This is a genomic window from Eubacterium sp. An11 (genome assembly GCF_002161065.1).
GTDB lineage: Bacteria > Bacillota > Clostridia > Lachnospirales > Lachnospiraceae > Anaerobutyricum > Anaerobutyricum faecale.
Window position 1 is genome coordinate 75728 of sequence record NZ_NFLV01000001.1, and the last position, 16425, is coordinate 92152.

Annotated in this window: 16 protein-coding genes; 11 read left to right on the plus strand and 5 right to left on the minus strand. The window is 49.9% G+C overall.

Annotated elements, in window-relative coordinates; genetic code table 11:
- Positions 1 to 107: 107 nt before the first annotated feature.
- Positions 108 to 452, plus strand: coding sequence for a hypothetical protein (locus tag B5E53_RS00245; protein ID WP_087311614.1), 345 nt, complete (start codon positions 108 to 110; stop codon positions 450 to 452).
- A gap of 102 nt (positions 453 to 554) precedes the next feature.
- Entirely contained in the window at positions 555 to 1490 is a 936-nt protein-coding gene (locus B5E53_RS00250; protein ID WP_242963458.1) for a DMT family transporter, read from the plus strand.
- Positions 1491 to 1589: 99 nt separating this feature from the next.
- Here the strand turns inward: B5E53_RS00250 and cyaB are convergent, their stop codons facing one another.
- The 3 genes from cyaB to B5E53_RS00265 form a co-directional block, all read right to left on the minus strand.
- Positions 1590 to 2144 carry a class IV adenylate cyclase gene (gene cyaB, locus B5E53_RS00255; RefSeq protein WP_087311616.1) on the minus strand — a complete coding sequence of 185 codons (555 nt, stop codon included), beginning with the start codon at positions 2142 to 2144 and terminating at the stop codon, positions 1590 to 1592.
- Positions 2145 to 2355: 211 nt separating this feature from the next.
- Complete coding sequence (locus tag B5E53_RS00260; RefSeq protein WP_087311618.1) at positions 2356 to 2811, minus strand: C-GCAxxG-C-C family protein; 456 nt, start codon at positions 2809 to 2811, stop codon at positions 2356 to 2358.
- Positions 2795 to 4015, minus strand: a complete 1221-nt coding sequence (locus tag B5E53_RS00265; protein ID WP_087311619.1) for a hypothetical protein — start codon at positions 4013 to 4015, stop codon at positions 2795 to 2797. The genes B5E53_RS00260 and B5E53_RS00265 overlap by 17 nt, the downstream gene beginning before the upstream one ends.
- A gap of 173 nt (positions 4016 to 4188) precedes the next feature.
- On the opposite strand from B5E53_RS00265, the gene B5E53_RS00270 reads away from it, so the two are divergent.
- From B5E53_RS00270 to B5E53_RS00280, 3 genes are all read left to right on the plus strand, one after another.
- Positions 4189 to 4902: an IMP cyclohydrolase gene (locus B5E53_RS00270; RefSeq protein ID WP_087311621.1), complete on the plus strand. Its 714-nt coding sequence runs from the start codon at positions 4189 to 4191 to the stop codon at positions 4900 to 4902.
- Between the two features lie 89 nt (positions 4903 to 4991).
- Positions 4992 to 6167 carry a phosphoribosylaminoimidazolecarboxamide formyltransferase gene (locus tag B5E53_RS00275; protein ID WP_087311623.1) on the plus strand — a complete coding sequence of 392 codons (1176 nt, stop codon included), beginning with the start codon at positions 4992 to 4994 and terminating at the stop codon, positions 6165 to 6167.
- Positions 6168 to 6288: 121 nt separating this feature from the next.
- On the plus strand, positions 6289 to 6924 hold the full coding sequence (locus B5E53_RS00280; RefSeq protein ID WP_087311625.1) for a DUF2284 domain-containing protein: 636 nt from the start codon (positions 6289 to 6291) through the stop codon (positions 6922 to 6924).
- A gap of 117 nt (positions 6925 to 7041) precedes the next feature.
- On the opposite strand, the gene aroA is transcribed toward B5E53_RS00280, so the two are convergent.
- Together aroA and B5E53_RS00290 are read right to left on the minus strand one after the other, a co-directional pair.
- Positions 7042 to 8382, minus strand: a complete 1341-nt coding sequence (gene aroA, locus B5E53_RS00285) for a 3-phosphoshikimate 1-carboxyvinyltransferase (RefSeq protein WP_087312187.1) — start codon at positions 8380 to 8382, stop codon at positions 7042 to 7044.
- Positions 8383 to 8407: 25 nt separating this feature from the next.
- Positions 8408 to 9511 carry a prephenate dehydrogenase gene (locus B5E53_RS00290; protein WP_087311627.1) on the minus strand — a complete coding sequence of 368 codons (1104 nt, stop codon included), beginning with the start codon at positions 9509 to 9511 and terminating at the stop codon, positions 8408 to 8410.
- A gap of 499 nt (positions 9512 to 10010) precedes the next feature.
- On the opposite strand from B5E53_RS00290, the gene B5E53_RS19005 reads away from it, so the two are divergent.
- From B5E53_RS19005 to B5E53_RS00325, 6 genes are all read left to right on the plus strand, one after another.
- A complete protein-coding gene (locus tag B5E53_RS19005; protein ID WP_162611723.1) occupies positions 10011 to 10232 on the plus strand; it encodes a hypothetical protein in 222 nt (73 codons plus the stop codon).
- A 164-nt stretch (positions 10233 to 10396) separates the two neighbouring features.
- Entirely contained in the window at positions 10397 to 12490 is a 2094-nt protein-coding gene (locus B5E53_RS00300; RefSeq protein WP_087311630.1) for an elongation factor G, read from the plus strand.
- A 2-nt stretch (positions 12491 to 12492) separates the two neighbouring features.
- The gene (locus B5E53_RS00305) at positions 12493 to 13071 is read left to right on the plus strand and encodes an HD domain-containing protein (RefSeq protein WP_087311632.1); all 579 of its coding nucleotides are present in this window, start codon (positions 12493 to 12495) and stop codon (positions 13069 to 13071) included.
- A gap of 367 nt (positions 13072 to 13438) precedes the next feature.
- A complete protein-coding gene (locus B5E53_RS00315) occupies positions 13439 to 13882 on the plus strand; it encodes an ACT domain-containing protein (RefSeq protein WP_087311636.1) in 444 nt (147 codons plus the stop codon).
- 81 nt (positions 13883 to 13963) lie between these two features.
- Positions 13964 to 15175, plus strand: a complete 1212-nt coding sequence (locus B5E53_RS00320) for a homoserine dehydrogenase (protein ID WP_087312189.1) — start codon at positions 13964 to 13966, stop codon at positions 15173 to 15175.
- Positions 15176 to 15199: 24 nt separating this feature from the next.
- Positions 15200 to 16399, plus strand: coding sequence for a cofactor-independent phosphoglycerate mutase (locus B5E53_RS00325; protein WP_087311638.1), 1200 nt, complete (start codon positions 15200 to 15202; stop codon positions 16397 to 16399).
- Positions 16400 to 16425: the final 26 nt, after the last annotated feature.

Here is a 16425-nt window from a genome sequence, read left to right on the forward strand (position 1 = left end):
AGAAGAGTTTGCAATAGAAGAAAACTTTTTGTAAAATACATTTTTTTGTGGTATGATTGCACTGCTGTCATAAACCATGAAGGCATCAGACCGGAAAGGGGAGAAAGATGGAACATTATCTTGATATAGAGACGGAACTTTTTGAAAAGATCAGAGAACATGAGACCACAAGGATACAGATCCCCCGGGAGATAAACGGCCGGGAAGTGCGGACCGGAGACACGTTGAAACTGTATCATCCAGGCGACGGGACAGAGGCTCTGCGGGTGGAGGTGTCCGGCGTGGAGGAGAGCGGAACAACGGAGGAAGACGGAAAAGAAGAAGAGAAGAGCGGGGAAACAGGGCAGGAAGTGACCGTCTCATTTTCTCTGCTGGAATGGATGTGCCGTCTGGAGACAGAGCTTGACGAACTGCTGCGGCAGGAAGAAGAGTGGATGCAGGGGCTGCTGTAAATTGGCGGGGAACGCCCGGCAAAGAACGCCCGACGGGAGAAAAGCAATGGCCCGTGGGTGTGAGAAGCAGCGCATCAATATATAGAAAGAAGTGAGAAAATTATGAAAAAAGAAATCATGCAGAAAACAGCGGTAGTATGGCTGCTGGCCATGGTATGCTGTCTGCTCTGGGGAAGCGCCTTTCCCTGTGTGAAGATCGGATATGATCTTTTTCGGATCGGGGCTTCGGATACGGCCTCTCAGATCGTATTTGCCGGCACGAGATTCTTTCTGGCCGGCGTGCTGGCGCTGATACTTGGAAGCCTTTCACAAAAGAGAGTGTTGATCCCCCGGAAAAAAGATCTGCCGAAGATCGGTGTGCTGGCAATGTTCCAGACCATTCTGCAGTATCTGTTTTTTTACATCGGACTGGCCCACACGACGGGAGTGAAATCTTCCATCATTGAGGCGGCCAATGTCTTTATTGCTATTCTCATTGCCAGCCTGATTTTTCATCAGGAGAAACTGACCCGGCGGAAAATGATCGGCTGTGTCATTGGATTTGCCGGTGTGGTGCTCATTAATCTGAGCGGCGGCGGAATGGATATGAGTTTCCAGTGGAACGGCGAGCTGTTTATTTTGTTTTCCACCATCGCCTACGCCATGTCCTCTGTGTTCATCAAAAAATATTCGGCAGAGTCAGATCCGGTGCTGCTGAGCGGCTGGCAGTTCTGTTTCGGCGGACTGGTGATGGTTCTGGCGGGAAAGATCATGGGAGGAAGTCTTACGTTTTATGAGATCGCCTGTGTGCCTCTTTTGTTATATATGGCGTTCATTTCCGCTGTGGCCTATTCGTTATGGGCGGTGCTCCTAAAATATAACCCGGTATCCCGGGTAACTGTGTTCGGATTCATGAATCCGGTGTTTGGCGTGATTTTATCTGCCCTGCTTCTGAATGAAAACGGCCAGGCGTTTTCTCTGCGGGGCCTGACCTCACTGATTCTGGTATGTGTGGGGATCTATATTGTCAACCGTTCCGGAGAGCAAATGGAGAAGTGATGTTCCCTTCCTACGGGGAAGAGGAAGGATTCTCTTCTGCCGCAAAAAAGAAAGGCAGCCGGCCCTTCAGGGAAACGGCTGCCGGGAAACGGAGCAGACTTACTGCTGCCGTTTTTGCAGCATATAAAGATAGGAATAACGGGTGGTATCTTCCATCCGGCAGTCGAGGTCATGGAGAATGGTCTCGATTTTTTTTAGTGCGTTTTCACGCCCGGCTTCATTTTCCACGATGATTTCCAGCTCCAGAAAGGAACCGAGGCCTTCCACCTGATCCACGCAGGCGGTGAGGTCGTCCCGGTGATAATACTGACGGAGCTTGCGCACCGGAGAAAGTTCCCGGTAGCCCAGGGACAGAAGGATGTTCCGGCAGGTTTCGCCGTCCGCCACTTCCGTCTCCAGCTCTTTTCGGGCACTGGACACAGAATCAAGCTTCGGCCCCTTGTAGGTGAGGAAAGCGGCGGCGGATGTGTTGGAAAGATTCTCGCTTTCCCGGATCCTCAGCGCCTCGTCGTTTCTCATGAAATCATGAAAATTGCTGGTGAAATATGTATCTGATTCCCGGATCAGATTTCCCGGCTCAAATCCCAGGCGGCGCAGACCCTGTTCGATGGGCGGCCGGCGGAAGATGGGCAGCTTGATCTCTACTTCAATCATAACAAAATGTGTCTCCAATCATTAAAAATAGTGTAACTATTCAGCCATACACTTCGGATTCCGCAACTGACGTTGCTTGTCCGCTGCTAACGCAGCTAAATCCTCAGTTTAGGCGAAACGCCATATGCTATTCCATGCAAAACACTTATGAAAGTAAACTTTCAACGTTGTTTTTGCCTTGAATAGCGCATGGCTGAATAGTTACAAAATATTATTGTGCCAGGTCAGGAAAGAACTCTTCCACGATCTCGCAGGCATCCAGGATCATTTTCAGGCAGGGACGGGATTTATAATATTCCGGCGTCCGTTCCGACGGCTGGGCGGACTTTTCCGCTTTGCGAAGACCCAGAAGGGTCATACAGGTGATGGATTTGTTTTTCTCCCGGAAAGCGTCCGCCATGGCGCGGACGATCTCATAATTTTTTCTTTTTCCTTCCTGGTCCGCACCGACGGTGGCGCCGGTTTTCAGACCGGCGATGATGAACATGCCGCAGACAGCGCCGCAGGTTTTGCGCATCCGCCCGATGCCCGCTCCAAAGGAAGCAGAGATGCGGAGCATGGTTTCCCGGTCGATGCCGAAAGCATCAGCGTAGGCGGCTGCCACAGACTGAGAACAGTTGTAGCCCTCCAGAAAAAGATTTTTGGCTGTTTCACTCCGTTTTGACATTGGTATAATCCTCCAGATCAAAGGTATAATTTTTTCCAAAATATTTTTTGGTTTTTAATTTCAGTTCAGAGCCGTTTAAGGTATACGGAATTTGCAGAGCGTTTCCGTTCTCGCCGTCCAGAGTCCGGAAGGACTGGAAGAGCCGGGAATTCTTGTCCGCAGTCACCCTGCTCTTCTTCCGGTCAAAGGTAAAGATAATGTTTTGGCCGGCCTCGTCGACGGTAATCCTGCCGCAGATGGTATTGGCGTCGGTGGCTCCCTCTTTTCCATCGGAAATATAAAGATAGAGAGAACCGCTGCCTTCGTCCGTGGCAAAATAGCAGAAATGGTCTGTCTGGTCGAATCTCCAGTGGAAACAAGTGTTGTTCAGATAGTAGGCGGTACTGGAAGTGTTCAGACCGTAAATAACGTTATTATAAAAAGAAAGAGTGTTTCCTTCATAGTCCATGGTCAGGGACTCATTGGATACGGAAAGACGGAGGTCGATCTCGGAGATGCCTTCCGGTAAGTCCGTGAAAATGTCCGGCAGTTCCATGGAGTCATCCCGCAAAGTGTAGAAAGAAAAATCTTCGCCTTCATTGCCGCAGTACAGGAAATTGGTGATAAAGGTTCCCGGTTCATCGCCATCCGGGCTGACGGAATAAAGTTCCGCGTATTTGTCATAGAGTGCCAGTTCATAGACAAAATCGCTGGTCACATCGTCCGGGCTGGTGTACCAGATATCTGTCTCCGCGATATCAAGGAGCGGACTCATGGATGTATCTGACTGTTCCTGAATGGATGCATTTTCTTTCTCAAAGTAATAGCTGGTATCTTCGCAGGTTAAGAGCAGATGTTCCGTGTCCGGGGCGCGGTAGGCAAAATCTTTCGTGCCGCTGAAATCCTCCCAGCCTTCCGGCAGCCGGTTGTCAAAGGCGGTATCCGCCGTGATGGAAATTCTGCTGTCAGAATCAATGGAAATTGTACCGTGGAATAAATCGGAGTTCTGCTCGATATCTGACAAAATGAGACTGCCCTGGCTGTCAATGGAAAGGCAGAGATTGTCGGCGCGGAAACTGCTGTCTTTTCCCAGAGCGTTGCCGCAGCCGTACCAGGTGCCGGAAAGCTCTGAGGTGTCAGTGATGGCGGGCTTTCTGCCGCCGCAGCCGGCCAGGCAGAAGAGGGCCGCGGATATACAGCCGATGAAATAAAGTAGTTTTTTCATAGAACATCCCTTTCTCTGTTTTCAAATATATCTATCATATTTTACCACAATTCTTCAGAAATATGAAAGAGTTCCGGAAGAAAAAGTAACAGGTTGCGTTTCAGGGTATCTTATTGTATACTTTGTAGATAAAGGAAACTTGCATTACATTTATGAGGAAAAGGAGGATTCCAATGGAAAAGATTTCAATCGCTAAAGAACTGAAAGAGAACTCTTATCCGGGAAGAGGAATTATTGTCGGCCGCTCTGCAGACGGAACCAAAGCAGTGACGGCGTATTTTATTATGGGGAGAAGCTCCAACAGCCGCAACCGTGTGTTTGTGGAGGACGGAGAAGGAATCCGCACCCAGGCCTTTGATGAATCCAAGCTGGAGGATCCGAGCTTGATTATTTACGCGCCGGTCCGCGTTCTTGGCAACAAGACCATCGTTACCAACGGCGACCAGACGGATACCATTTATGAATGTATGGATAAACAGATGACCTTTGAGCAGGCGCTGCGCACAAGAGAGTTTGAGCCGGACGCGCCAAATTATACCCCTCGTATTTCCGCGGTGCTTCACATTGAGAACGGACAGTACAATTACGCCATGTCCATCTTAAAGAGCAACAACGGCAATCCGGACAGCTGCAACAGATTTACGTTTGCCTATAATAACTGCCCGGCGGGAGAGGGACATTTCATTTCCACCTATCTGCATGACGGAAATCCTCTGCCGAGCTTTGAGGGTGAGCCAAAGCTTCTGGATATTCCGGATGATATGGATGCCTTCGCGGATCTGCTCTGGGAGAGCCTCAACGAGGAGAATAAGGTTTCCCTGTTTGTTCGTTATATTGATATTGAGACAGGGATTTACAAATCCAAGATTATCAATAAGAATAAATAATCGGGAAGCATGCGGCGCTCCAAAGTGCCGCGGCCACAGAAAATGTACAGAATAACATGTGTATTCACAACAGAAAGGATCGATAAGATATGAAAGAACTGGAACTGAAATATGGCTGTAATCCGAATCAGAAGCCATCCCGCATCTACATGGAAGAGGGAGAGCTGCCAATCACAGTGTTAAATGGTAAACCGGGATATATTAATTTTCTGGATGCCTTTAACGGCTGGCAGCTGGTAAAAGAATTAAAAAAGGCCACAGGTCTTCCGGCGGCTACTTCCTTTAAGCATGTATCCCCGGCGGGAGCGGCCGTGGGTCTGCCTCTTTCCGACACTCTGGCAAAGATTTACTGGGTGGATGATCTGGGTGAACTCTCTCCGCTGGCCTGTGCCTACGCGAGAGCCAGAGGCGCTGACCGGATGTCTTCTTACGGCGATTTCATCGCACTGTCTGATGTCTGTGATGTGCCGACAGCCAACATGATCAAGAGAGAGGTATCCGACGGTATCATCGCACCGGGCTATGAGCCGGAAGCTCTTGAGATTCTCAAGTCCAAAAAGAAAGGCAATTACAATGTCATTCAGATCGATCCGGATTATGTGCCGGCAGAGATTGAGCACAAACAGGTATTCGGTATTACCTTTGAGCAGGGAAGGAATGAGCTGAATATCGATAAGGATTTCTTCTCCAACATCGTGACAGAGAACAAAGATCTGCCGGAACAGGCAAGAATCGACCTGGCGATTTCTATGATCACCTTAAAATACACCCAGTCTAATTCCGTCTGCTATGTCAAAGACGGACAGGCCATCGGTATCGGTGCCGGACAGCAGTCCAGAATCCACTGTACCCGTCTGGCCGGACAGAAGGCAGATAACTGGTGGCTGCGTCAGTCTCCGCAGGTCATGGGTCTGCAGTTTAAGGATGAGATCCGCCGGGCAGACAGAGATAATGCCATTGATGTCTATATGGGTGACGAGTACATGGACGTGCTGGCTGACGGAGAGTGGGAGAAGATCTTCAAGGTAAAACCGGAAGTGTTCACCAGAGAGGCCAAGAGAGAGTGGCTGGATAAGCTTACCGACGTAGCCTTAGGATCAGACGCATTCTTCCCGTTTGGTGACAATATCGAGAGAGCGCACAAGAGCGGTGTCAAATACGTGGCACAGCCGGGCGGTTCCATTCGTGATGACAATGTCATTGACACCTGTAACAAATACGGTATGGTTATGGCGTTCACAGGAATCCGCCTGTTCCATCACTAAAAGAAGCAGTAAAATATAAACGAACCGGCAGAGGGGGCCGCCGCAGATACAGGGCGGACGCTGGAGATGCCGGCGGCAGTCTGGGATAATATCAGCGCAGAGCAGCATAGAGGTGACAAATATGAGTGGTAACAGCATAAGAAAAGACGCGGTGCAGACAGGGTGTGAAAGGAATCCGCATCTGTCTTTGTCAGCAGATGCTGTCAGGACAGAGCGTTTTGAGAATACAGTTTCCGTGAAAGAATATATGGATAAATGTGTCAATGTTCCGGAATTTCTGGAATACTGTAAACAATGTGCGAATTATGGAACAGTCTGGTCCTGTCCGCCTTTTGATTTTGATCCCGAAGACTACTGGAAGAAATACCGCAGTTTCCATATTGTGGGCATGAAGATTTACCTGCCGGAAGAACTTCTCGCGGGAACCTACACGAAAGAGGAGCGGGCAGAGATTTTTGAAACCATTCTCCACCCAAAGAAAGAGGAACTGAATCAGGAGCTTTTTGCCATGGAGAAGAAGTATCCGGGCAGTGTATCTGTAAGCGGCGGCTCCTGCCAACAGTGCGGCAAGGGAAACTGTGCCCGGAAAGAAGGCCTTCCCTGCCGGTTCCCGGAAAAGATGCGGCATTCTGTGGAGGCACTGGGAGGCAATGTGGGGCTTACAGTGACAAAATATCTTCATCAGGAGCTGCAGTGGATAGAAGAAGGAAAACTGCCGGAGTATTTTATGCTGGTGGGCGGACTGCTCATTCCATGAGGAAGGCCGGCACATTTCCTGACAAATATGTAAAAAGATAAAAGAAAAAGCCGGCATCCGGTGCGTATTTTCGTGGAGAAAATGTGACGGATGTACGGCATTTTTCTTTATATTATGTTATTTTTCCGGACAAAGAGAGTGGAGCTGCCGGAAAAAGTCCGGGTAGGAGACGTCCACGCAGTCGCTGTCGGTGATGACGGTCTCGCCGTCGGCGTTGATACCTGCGATGGAAAATGTCATGGCAATCCGGTGATCCATGGCACAGGCGATGGACGCGCCGTGAAGGGCAGCACCGGAAAAAGAAGCTCTGGAGCCGGCGCTGTCTGTATCGGCGGAAGCATTCTGGCGGCTGTTGATGAGGAAGCCGTCGTCCGTCGGAATCACGTCGGCGCCCATGGCAGTCAGGTTTTCGCTGACGATGGCGATACGGTCGCTTTCTTTTACCCGCAGCTCATGGGCGTCGCGGATGATAGTTTCCCCCTCGGCGAAACATGCCATGAGGGCGATGACCGGAAGTTCATCGATGAGGGCCGGGATGATGTCTCCTTCAATGACGGTTCCCCGGAGACGGGAGGTCTTTACCCGGATGTCTGCCACCGGTTCTCCCCCGGCTTCCCGTACATTTTCCAGAGTGAGATCTGCGTTCATGGCCCGGCATACTTCGAGAATGCCTGCCCGGGTTGGATTGATACCCACATTCTGGATCAGTATCTCGGAATCCGGAGTGATCAGCGCCGCCACGATGAAAAAGGCGGCGGAGGAAATGTCCCCGGGCACTTCAATGTGCTGGCTGTGCAGTGTTTCCGGAGGGCGGATGGTACAAGTCGTTCCTTCCGTGCGGATATCGGCGCCAAAAGAGCGGAGCATCCGTTCTGTGTGATCTCTGGACAGAGCCGGCTCTGTGACGCTGGTCTCCCCGTCAGCGTACAGTCCTGCCAGAAGTACGCAGGATTTTACCTGGGCGGAGGCCACCGGAGAATCATAATGAATGGCAGTGAGAGGTTTCCCGTGGATGATGAGCGGTGCGCATCCGTCCCCGTTTTTGCTGGTGATATCGGCGTGCATCATGGTAAGGGGGGTGATGATCCGTTTCATGGGACGGGAATTTAACGACGCGTCCCCGCTTAATTCTGAGGTAAACGGCTGCCCTGCCAGAATACCGGAAATCAGCCGGGTGGTGGTGCCGCTGTTTCCCACATCCAGAACGTTTTTCGGGGCGGAAAGGCCGTGGAGGCCCTTGCCGTGAACATAAATCATGTTATCTTTTTCTTCTATATCAATTCCCATGGCGCGGAAACAGCCGATGGTGGACAGACAGTCGGCGCCTTTTAAAAAGCCGTGAATGGTGGTGGTCCCTTCTGCCAGCGCGCCGAACATGACCGCCCGGTGGCTGATGGATTTATCGCCCGGCACGGTGATCGTTCCCCGCAGGCCGGATTTTCTTGTCAAAGTTTTCATGATCATAGATTCCTTTTCTGTGTATTTAGCGAATGTTTACGATGTAATTTCGTTCTTCCAGCACCTGTGCTGCTTTCGTACAGGATTCATCGTCATATAAAACGATTTCCAGCACGCCTTCCTCGAATTCCCGGTTGTGGACGATGCCGATATTTTTAATGTTGATATTGTTGAAGGCCAGCTGAGAAGCGACGGAGGCCAGGGTTCCCGGTTCGTCCGGAATATATACATACAGTTTGTGGATCTTCTCAAATAATCCGATGGAGTGATCCGGCACGGAATTCCGGTATTCGCCGGCACTCCGGAAATATTCATTGACGAAGCTGCCGTTGCCCTCGTCCAGTTTGTCGATGACCTGATTGAGGTCTCTGACCATATCGGAGAGGAGGGAGCGGATGTTGCCGGAATTGTTGAGGCAGATCTGTTCCCACATGACCGGAGAGGAGGAGGCGATGCGGGTGATATCTTTAAAGCCGCCGGCGGCCAGCTGACGCAGCATACCGTTGTCTGTGTCGGCACGGCGTACCAGATGTACCAGCTCCGCCGCCACAATGTGAGGAATGTGGCTGATGGAGGCGGTAATATAATCGTGCTGCTCCGGTTTTAAGGTGACAGCCAGTGCTCCCAGTCCCTGAATAAAGGAGGAGAATGTGGCGGTCAGATAAAACATGGTATGGTCGCTGGGTGTCAGGAAATAGTAAGCGTTCTCCAGAAGATGGTCGTTGGAATTCTCATAACCGGTTTTTTCCGAGCCGACCATGGGATGGCCGCCGATAAACTGAGGGGACAGTCCGAGCGCATCTACCGCTTCTTGGATCGGAGTCTTTACGCTGCCCACATCGGTGATGAGACACTGGGGAGCTACGATGTTTTTCAGCTCTTTCAGATACCCGATGTTCACGGACACCGGCGCGCAGAGAAACAGGATATCACAGGTGGAAAAACGGGAATCCACCGCGTCAAAAAACTGATTGAGCACGCCTTCCCGGCAGGCAAGCTCGCCGGCCGACTGGTCTGTATCGAAACCATAAATCACGGTTTCCGGGTGAACCCGGCGGATGGTCTTTGCGATGGAACCGCCGATGAGGCCCAGTCCGATGAAACCGATGGTAAAATGTTCTGCGTTCATTATAATAAACCTCCAAATGTTCGTTGTTTTGCGAAATGTCTGTGAACGTAAATTCTCAACACGGATTCTGCCCTGACGGGCGCGCGGTTGAATGATCACAATCATTCTCTATATTATATAGGAAATAAGCCTGTGTCAAATAATACACGGAAAAATGTGATGTGTCAACGCTTTTCAGTGTTAAAGTGACACGCTTTGGGCAAAATAGATGAAACGGTTCAGCCATGGCATCCCGGAAACCCGCCGCAGTTTGCCGCCTGTTCAGCGTATGACGCTGGTTTCCTCGATGATGGCAGAGCGCCATATGCCAGTCAGAATAAAAAGCTTATGAACATAAATGTTCAACGCCCTTTTTATTCTTCCTGGCGCATGGCTGTGAGAGAAACAGTTCAGCCATGGCATCTCGGAAACCCGCCGCGGCTTGCCGCCTGTTCAGCGTATGACGCTGGTTTCCTCGATGATGGCAGAGCGCCATATGCCAGTCAGAATAAAAAAGCTTATGAACATAAATGTTCAACGCCTTTTTTATTCTTCCTGGCGCATGGCTGTGAGAGAAACAGTTCAGCCATGGCATCTCGGAAACCCGCCGCGGCTTGCCGCCTGTTCAGCGTATGGCGCTGGTTTCCTCGATGATGGCAGAGCGCCATATGCCAGTCAGAATAAAAAAGCTTATGAACATAAATGTTCAGCGCCTCTTTTATTCTTCCTGGCGCATGGCTGAACTGTTTCTACAAATTTATCAGATTTCTCTTGTAATATTGGTGATTTTTTAGTAAAATAGACATAGAGTTGTTTGAGAATATGCGAAAAATTCGTTGATTCGACAATTTTTTTGCATTTTTTATATCAAACACCACAGAAATTACAACACGGGAGGAACTGATTATGAACGTATATGCAACCGAGAACATTAGAAACGTCGTTTTACTGGGACATGGCGGCTGTGGAAAGACATCCCTGATCGAGTCCATGGCGTTTACAACCGGTATTATCAAGCGGGTGAGAACGGTAGCTGAAGGTGGAACGGTAAGTGATTATGATAAAGAAGAGATCAAGAGAAAGTTTTCCATCCAGTCATCAGTGATTCCTCTGGAAGTGGATAATGTTAAGGTGAATCTTCTGGACACACCGGGTCTGTTCGACTTTTCCGGTGAGGTCTATGAAGCGTTGAGCGTGGCAGACGCGGCAGTTATCGTTATCAATGGTAAGTCCGGAGTGGAAGTAGGAACCAGAAGAAGTTTTGACTTCTGTGCCAAGAAGGGCATTCCGGTTATCGTATATATTACCTGCGTGGAGGACGAGCATGTGGATGCTTCCGCCATCGTGGACGAACTGAGAGAGAGCTATGGCAACAAGATCGTACCTTTCCATATGCCGATGAAAGAGGACGGCGTTTTCAAGGGATTCATCAATGCAGTGAAGATGCTGGAGTGCCGTCTGCAGCCGAACGGAAGTTACGATGAAGTTGTTGTGGAAGAAGGCGTCAATGACGAGCTGGATGATTACCGGATGCAGCTGATGGAAGGTGTGGCTGAGACCAGTGAGGATCTTATGGAGAAGTTCTTCGCGGAAGAGCCTTTCACAGAAGAGGAGATCAAGAATGCCATCATCGGTTCTGTGGCAAGAAGAGATCTGATGCCGGTGATCTGCGGCGCCATCAACACCGACTACGGCGCTAACATTCTTCTCAATGATATGGTGAAATATTTCTCCGCTCCTGGTATGGTGACAGATCAGTTTACAGGAACCAAGGTGAAGACAGGAGAGCCTGTCACCGCTTCCTATGACGCTTCCCAGCCAGTCAGCGCTTATGTGTTTAAGACCATTGCAGACCCGTTCGTGGGACGTTTCTCCCTGGTTAAGGTGACGGATGGTATTTTAAAACCGGATACCGCCATCTATAACGGCAACAAAGATACAGAAGAACGTATCGGCAAGCTTTATGTGCTGAGAGGAAAAGAGCAGTTTGAAGTGAACGCTCTTTACGCCGGCGATATCGGAGCCATCGCCAAGTTATCAGTCACAAAGACCGGCGATACCCTGTCACCGAAGGCGAACCCGATCATCTTCGAGAAGGCAGAGATGCCGGAACCATACACATTCATGCGCTATGTCACCAGAACAAAAGGTGATGAGGACAAGGTTTCCGCAGCTCTTAAGAAGCTGATGGATGAAGACCTGACTCTGAAAGAAGTCAATGACAAGGCAAACCGTCAGATGCTTCTCTACGGACTGGGCGACCAGCATCTGGAGATCGTAAGAAGCAAGCTGGCTGACAGATATAAAGTTGAGATCGACCTGGTGAAACCAAAAGTAGCTTTCAAGGAGACCATCCGTGGCAGTGTGGAGGTCCGGGGCAAATATAAGAAACAGTCCGGCGGACACGGTCAGTATGGCGATGTACTCATGAAGTTTGAACCGTCAGGCGATCTGGAGACCCCATATGTATTTGACGAGAAGATTTTCGGAGGCGCCGTGCCGAAGAACTACTTCCCGGCTGTTGAGAAAGGTGTGGCAGAGAGCTGCCAGAAGGGACCTCTGGCCGGATATCCGGTTGTTGGTATCAAGGCTACTTTGATCGATGGTTCCTACCATCCGGTGGATTCCTCGGAGATGGCGTTCAAGATGGCTGCTATCACCGCTTTCAAGAACGGTATCATGGATGCCAAACCGGTACTTCTGGAGCCGATCGTTAATCTGAAAGTGGACGTTCTGGATTCCAATACCGGTGACGTCATGGGTGACCTGAACAAGCGCCGCGGACGTATCCTCGGCATGAATCCGCTGCCGGGCGGAAGACAGGAACTGGAAGCAGATATTCCGCTGGCCAGTCTGGTGGGATATTCCACAGACCTGCGTTCCATGACGGGCGGAAGCGGAGAATTCTCCTATACATTCAGCCGCTATGAACAGATGCCTGCTGATGCACAGGAAAAGGTATTAAAAGAAGCAGAAGCGGAAAAGGAGAATGAAAAATAAATATGATTAATAAGGCGATTGCATTTGCGGTGAAGGCCCATGAGGGGCAGCCGCGGAAAGGGACGGAAATACCTTACATCTTTCATCCGCTGGAAGTGGGGATGATCGTATCCAGAATAACGGACGACGAGGAAGTGATTGCCGCGGCGGTGCTCCACGACACAGTGGAAGACTGCGATACGGTAACTCTGGAGGATATCCGGAGAGAGTTCGGAGACAGGGTGGCCCGGATTGTCGGCCTGGAGAGCGAGGATAAGGGAAAGAGCTGGGAAGAAAGAAAAGCTTCCACAGTCCGGTCGCTCAGTCAGGAATCCATGTGGGAAGCCAAGGTTGTGGCGCTGGGCGATAAGCTGTCCAATATACGCTGCTTTTATGCGGATTATGTCAAGCTGGGAGATGAGCTGTGGCAGCGTTTCAACATGAAGGATAAACGCAGGCAGGGATGGTACTATCAGGGGTTATGTGAGGCACTGTCGGATTTGTCCGGACTGGAAGAGTATCAGGAGTTCTGTCACTTGGTTTCGCTGGTCTTTGGGGAGGTTGCTGACGGGGAAGGCGTCGGCGCTGACAGTCAGGGATAACAAAGTCTTTGAGCCGGAGAATGTGATTGTCGCTGATTAATCATGGACAGAGTTTTCAATATTGTTGAGAACTGTTGAATTTATATTGAATTTTTTCATGGAGCTGTTGTAAAATAACTCCGTGCGGATACGGCGGTCCGTCTGAGAAGACGGAGGCTGTGTCCGGCGGAGAAAGGCTTTTACAGCGGCTCCGTCTTTTGTTTCATAGAAAACCACGCACTTTTTTATGAAAATGATAAAATGAGTGTTGCACATTGGAAAAGAATGTGATAGTATCTTCCCTGGACATACAAGTGTACTTGTGTGACGTACTATTTGGAACTGATGTTAGTGAGAATACTATCATATGGGAGACTCAGGGGTTGCTATGGATAATGCATGTAAATTTTATATGGTAAAGAAGAAGGCGCTTCCGGAAGTCCTCCTTAAGGTGGCGGAAGTGAACAGCCTGCTGGGGGCGGGCAGAGTGAAGACAATACGGGAGGCGATTGATGCCGTTGGCATCAGCCGCAGCTCTTATTATAAATATAAAGATGATATTTTCCCGATCCATGAAAAGATTCAGGGAAAGACAATCACCTTCGTCATGGAGATGGAAGACCGGCCAGGTCTTTTATCCAACGTACTGAAGGTTGTTGCGGAGTGCAATGCAAATATTTTGTCCATTCATCAGAGTATTCCGGTGAATCACATCGCTCTCATTACGCTGAGCGTGCTGGTTTTGCCGACTACCGCTGATGTGACGGAATTGTTTGAAAAGATTGAAGAAGCCAGCGGCATTCATAATCTGAAGATTGTATCTGCAGAATAAATAAAAGAGAACTGCGGCATGCGGCAGCATTCCATGAACGGAGATGGCGGTATGCCGGACAGAAGAATGAGGAGGACAGTGATGATAAACGTTGCAGTGTTAGGATACGGCACCATAGGCGCCGGCGTGGTAGAAGTGTTAGACACCAATGCGGACAGCATTGAAAAAAAAGCAGGGGACAGGATCGTGGTAAAGAGAATTCTTGACCTGCGGGATTTCCCGGGAGATCCGAACCAGGATAAGGTGGTTCATGATTATAAAATTATCGAAGAAGATGAGGATATTCAGGTTGTTGTGGAATGTATGGGCGGTCTGGAACCGGCCTATACTTTTGTGAAGACAGCTCTCCTTCAGGGAAGAAGCGTGGCTACTTCCAACAAAGAGCTGGTGGCAAAATACGGAGCGGAGCTCATTGCCATCGCCGGGGAGAAAAAAGTAAACTTTCTCTTTGAGGCCAGCGTGGGAGGCGGTATTCCGATCATCCGCCCGCTGACCCAGTGTCTGACAGCCGATGTCATTGAGGAGATCAGCGGTATCTTAAACGGAACAACGAATTACATGCTGACGAAGATGGAAGAGGAAGGCATGGCCTTTGACGAGGTGCTGAAAGAGGCGCAGGAAAAGGGATATGCGGAACTGCATCCGGAAGCGGATATTGAAGGTTACGACGCCTGCAGAAAGATTGCGATTCTCACCTCCCTGGCTTACGGCCGTCAGGTAGATTTTGAGGACGTACATACGGAGGGAATCACGAATATCACAGCGGAAGATTTCCAGTATGCCCGTCAGATGAAGAAATGCATCAAACTTCTCGGAAAGAGCTGGAGCGACGACAACGGCAGACTGTATGCCATGGTATGCCCGATGCTCATCGATCACTATCATCCGCTGGCCGGCGTGAAGGACGTATTTAACGCTATTTTTGTCCACGGAAATATGGTGGGCGACACCATGTTTTACGGAAGCGGAGCCGGCAAGCTGCCGACAGCCAGCGCTGTGGCGGCCGATGTGGTGGACTGTGTGAAACATATGGGAACCCACATCAAGATGATCTGGGATCAGGAGAAACTTGCGCTCAGCGATTTTGGAAGTTTTGAGAGGAGGTACTTTGTCCGCATGCCGAAAGAGGTTTCCCTGGATGCGGTGGAAAAAGCCTTTGGCGCCGTGGAACCGGTGAAAGTGGACGGTATTAAGGAGACCGCTTTTGTGACCGGTGTCATGAAAGAAAGTGATTATCATAAAGCTGCCGATCAGTTTGATAATATTTTGAACATGATCCGTATCGATGCGTAGCTTTTGTGAAAGGAGATTTTTAGTATGAAGTATATTGTAGTGCTGGGTGACGGCATGGCAGATTATCCCATAGATGAACTGAATGAGAAAACGCCTCTGGAATACGCCCATACGCCTGTGATGGATGAGCTGGCCCAGAAGTCAGAGATCGGACAGGTGCACACCATCCCGGCGGGAATGAAGCCGGGCAGTGACACGGCCAATCTTTCTGTGCTTGGCTATGATCCGAAGAAATATTACACGGGACGTTCCCCTCTGGAGGCTCTGAGCATCGGCGTGCCGATGAAAGATACCGATATTGCCATCCGGTGCAATATCGTGACGGTCTCCGATGAGGAACCGGATTATAAAGATAAGAAGATGATCGACCACAGTGCGGGAGAGATTTCCACAGAGGATGCCGATGTGCTGATTCAGGCAGTACAGGAAGCCTTTGGAAACGAGATGTTCCATTTTTATACAGGAACCAGTTACCGTCATCTCTTAATCTGGGATAAGGGAAGTGTGGTGGAACTGACACCGCCGCATGATATCCTGACCAAAACCATCGGAACTTACCTTCCGAAGGAAAAGCTTCTGGCGGATATGATGGAAAAAAGTTATGAGATCCTGAACAATCATCCGATCAATGTTGCCAGAGAGAAAGCCGGACTGCACAAGGCTAATTCCATCTGGTTCTGGGGTGCAGGCACCAAGCCGGCGCTGGATAACTTTACAGAGAAAACAGGAAAACGCGGCGTCATGATTTCCGCGGTGGATCTGCTGAAGGGAATCGGCGTGGGCGCCGGTCTTAAAAATATCATCGTGGAGGGTGCCGACGGCACACTGGAGACCAACTATGAAGGAAAGGCCCAGGCAGCGGTGGATGCCCTCACGAAAGATGGCTATGATTTTGCCTACATTCATGTGGAGGCGCCGGATGAGATGGGACATCAGGGAAGCGTGGAGCGTAAGATCAAGTCCATCGAGTATCTGGATCAGAGAGTGATCCGGGTGGTAAAAGAAGGGATGGATGCTTCCGGTGAAGAGTACCGCATGCTGGTCCTTCCGGATCACCCGACACCGATCGCTCTGAGGACTCATACCAGCGATCCGGTTCCGTATATGCTTTTTGACAGCACCAACCACGGCAGCCGAATGTGGCATTATAATGAGAGGGAGGCAGCGGCTTCCGGTATCGATATGCCTTCAGGAGCGGCGCTGATGGAATACTTTTTAGATTAAAAAATACCTTAAGAAATCAGGAGGAC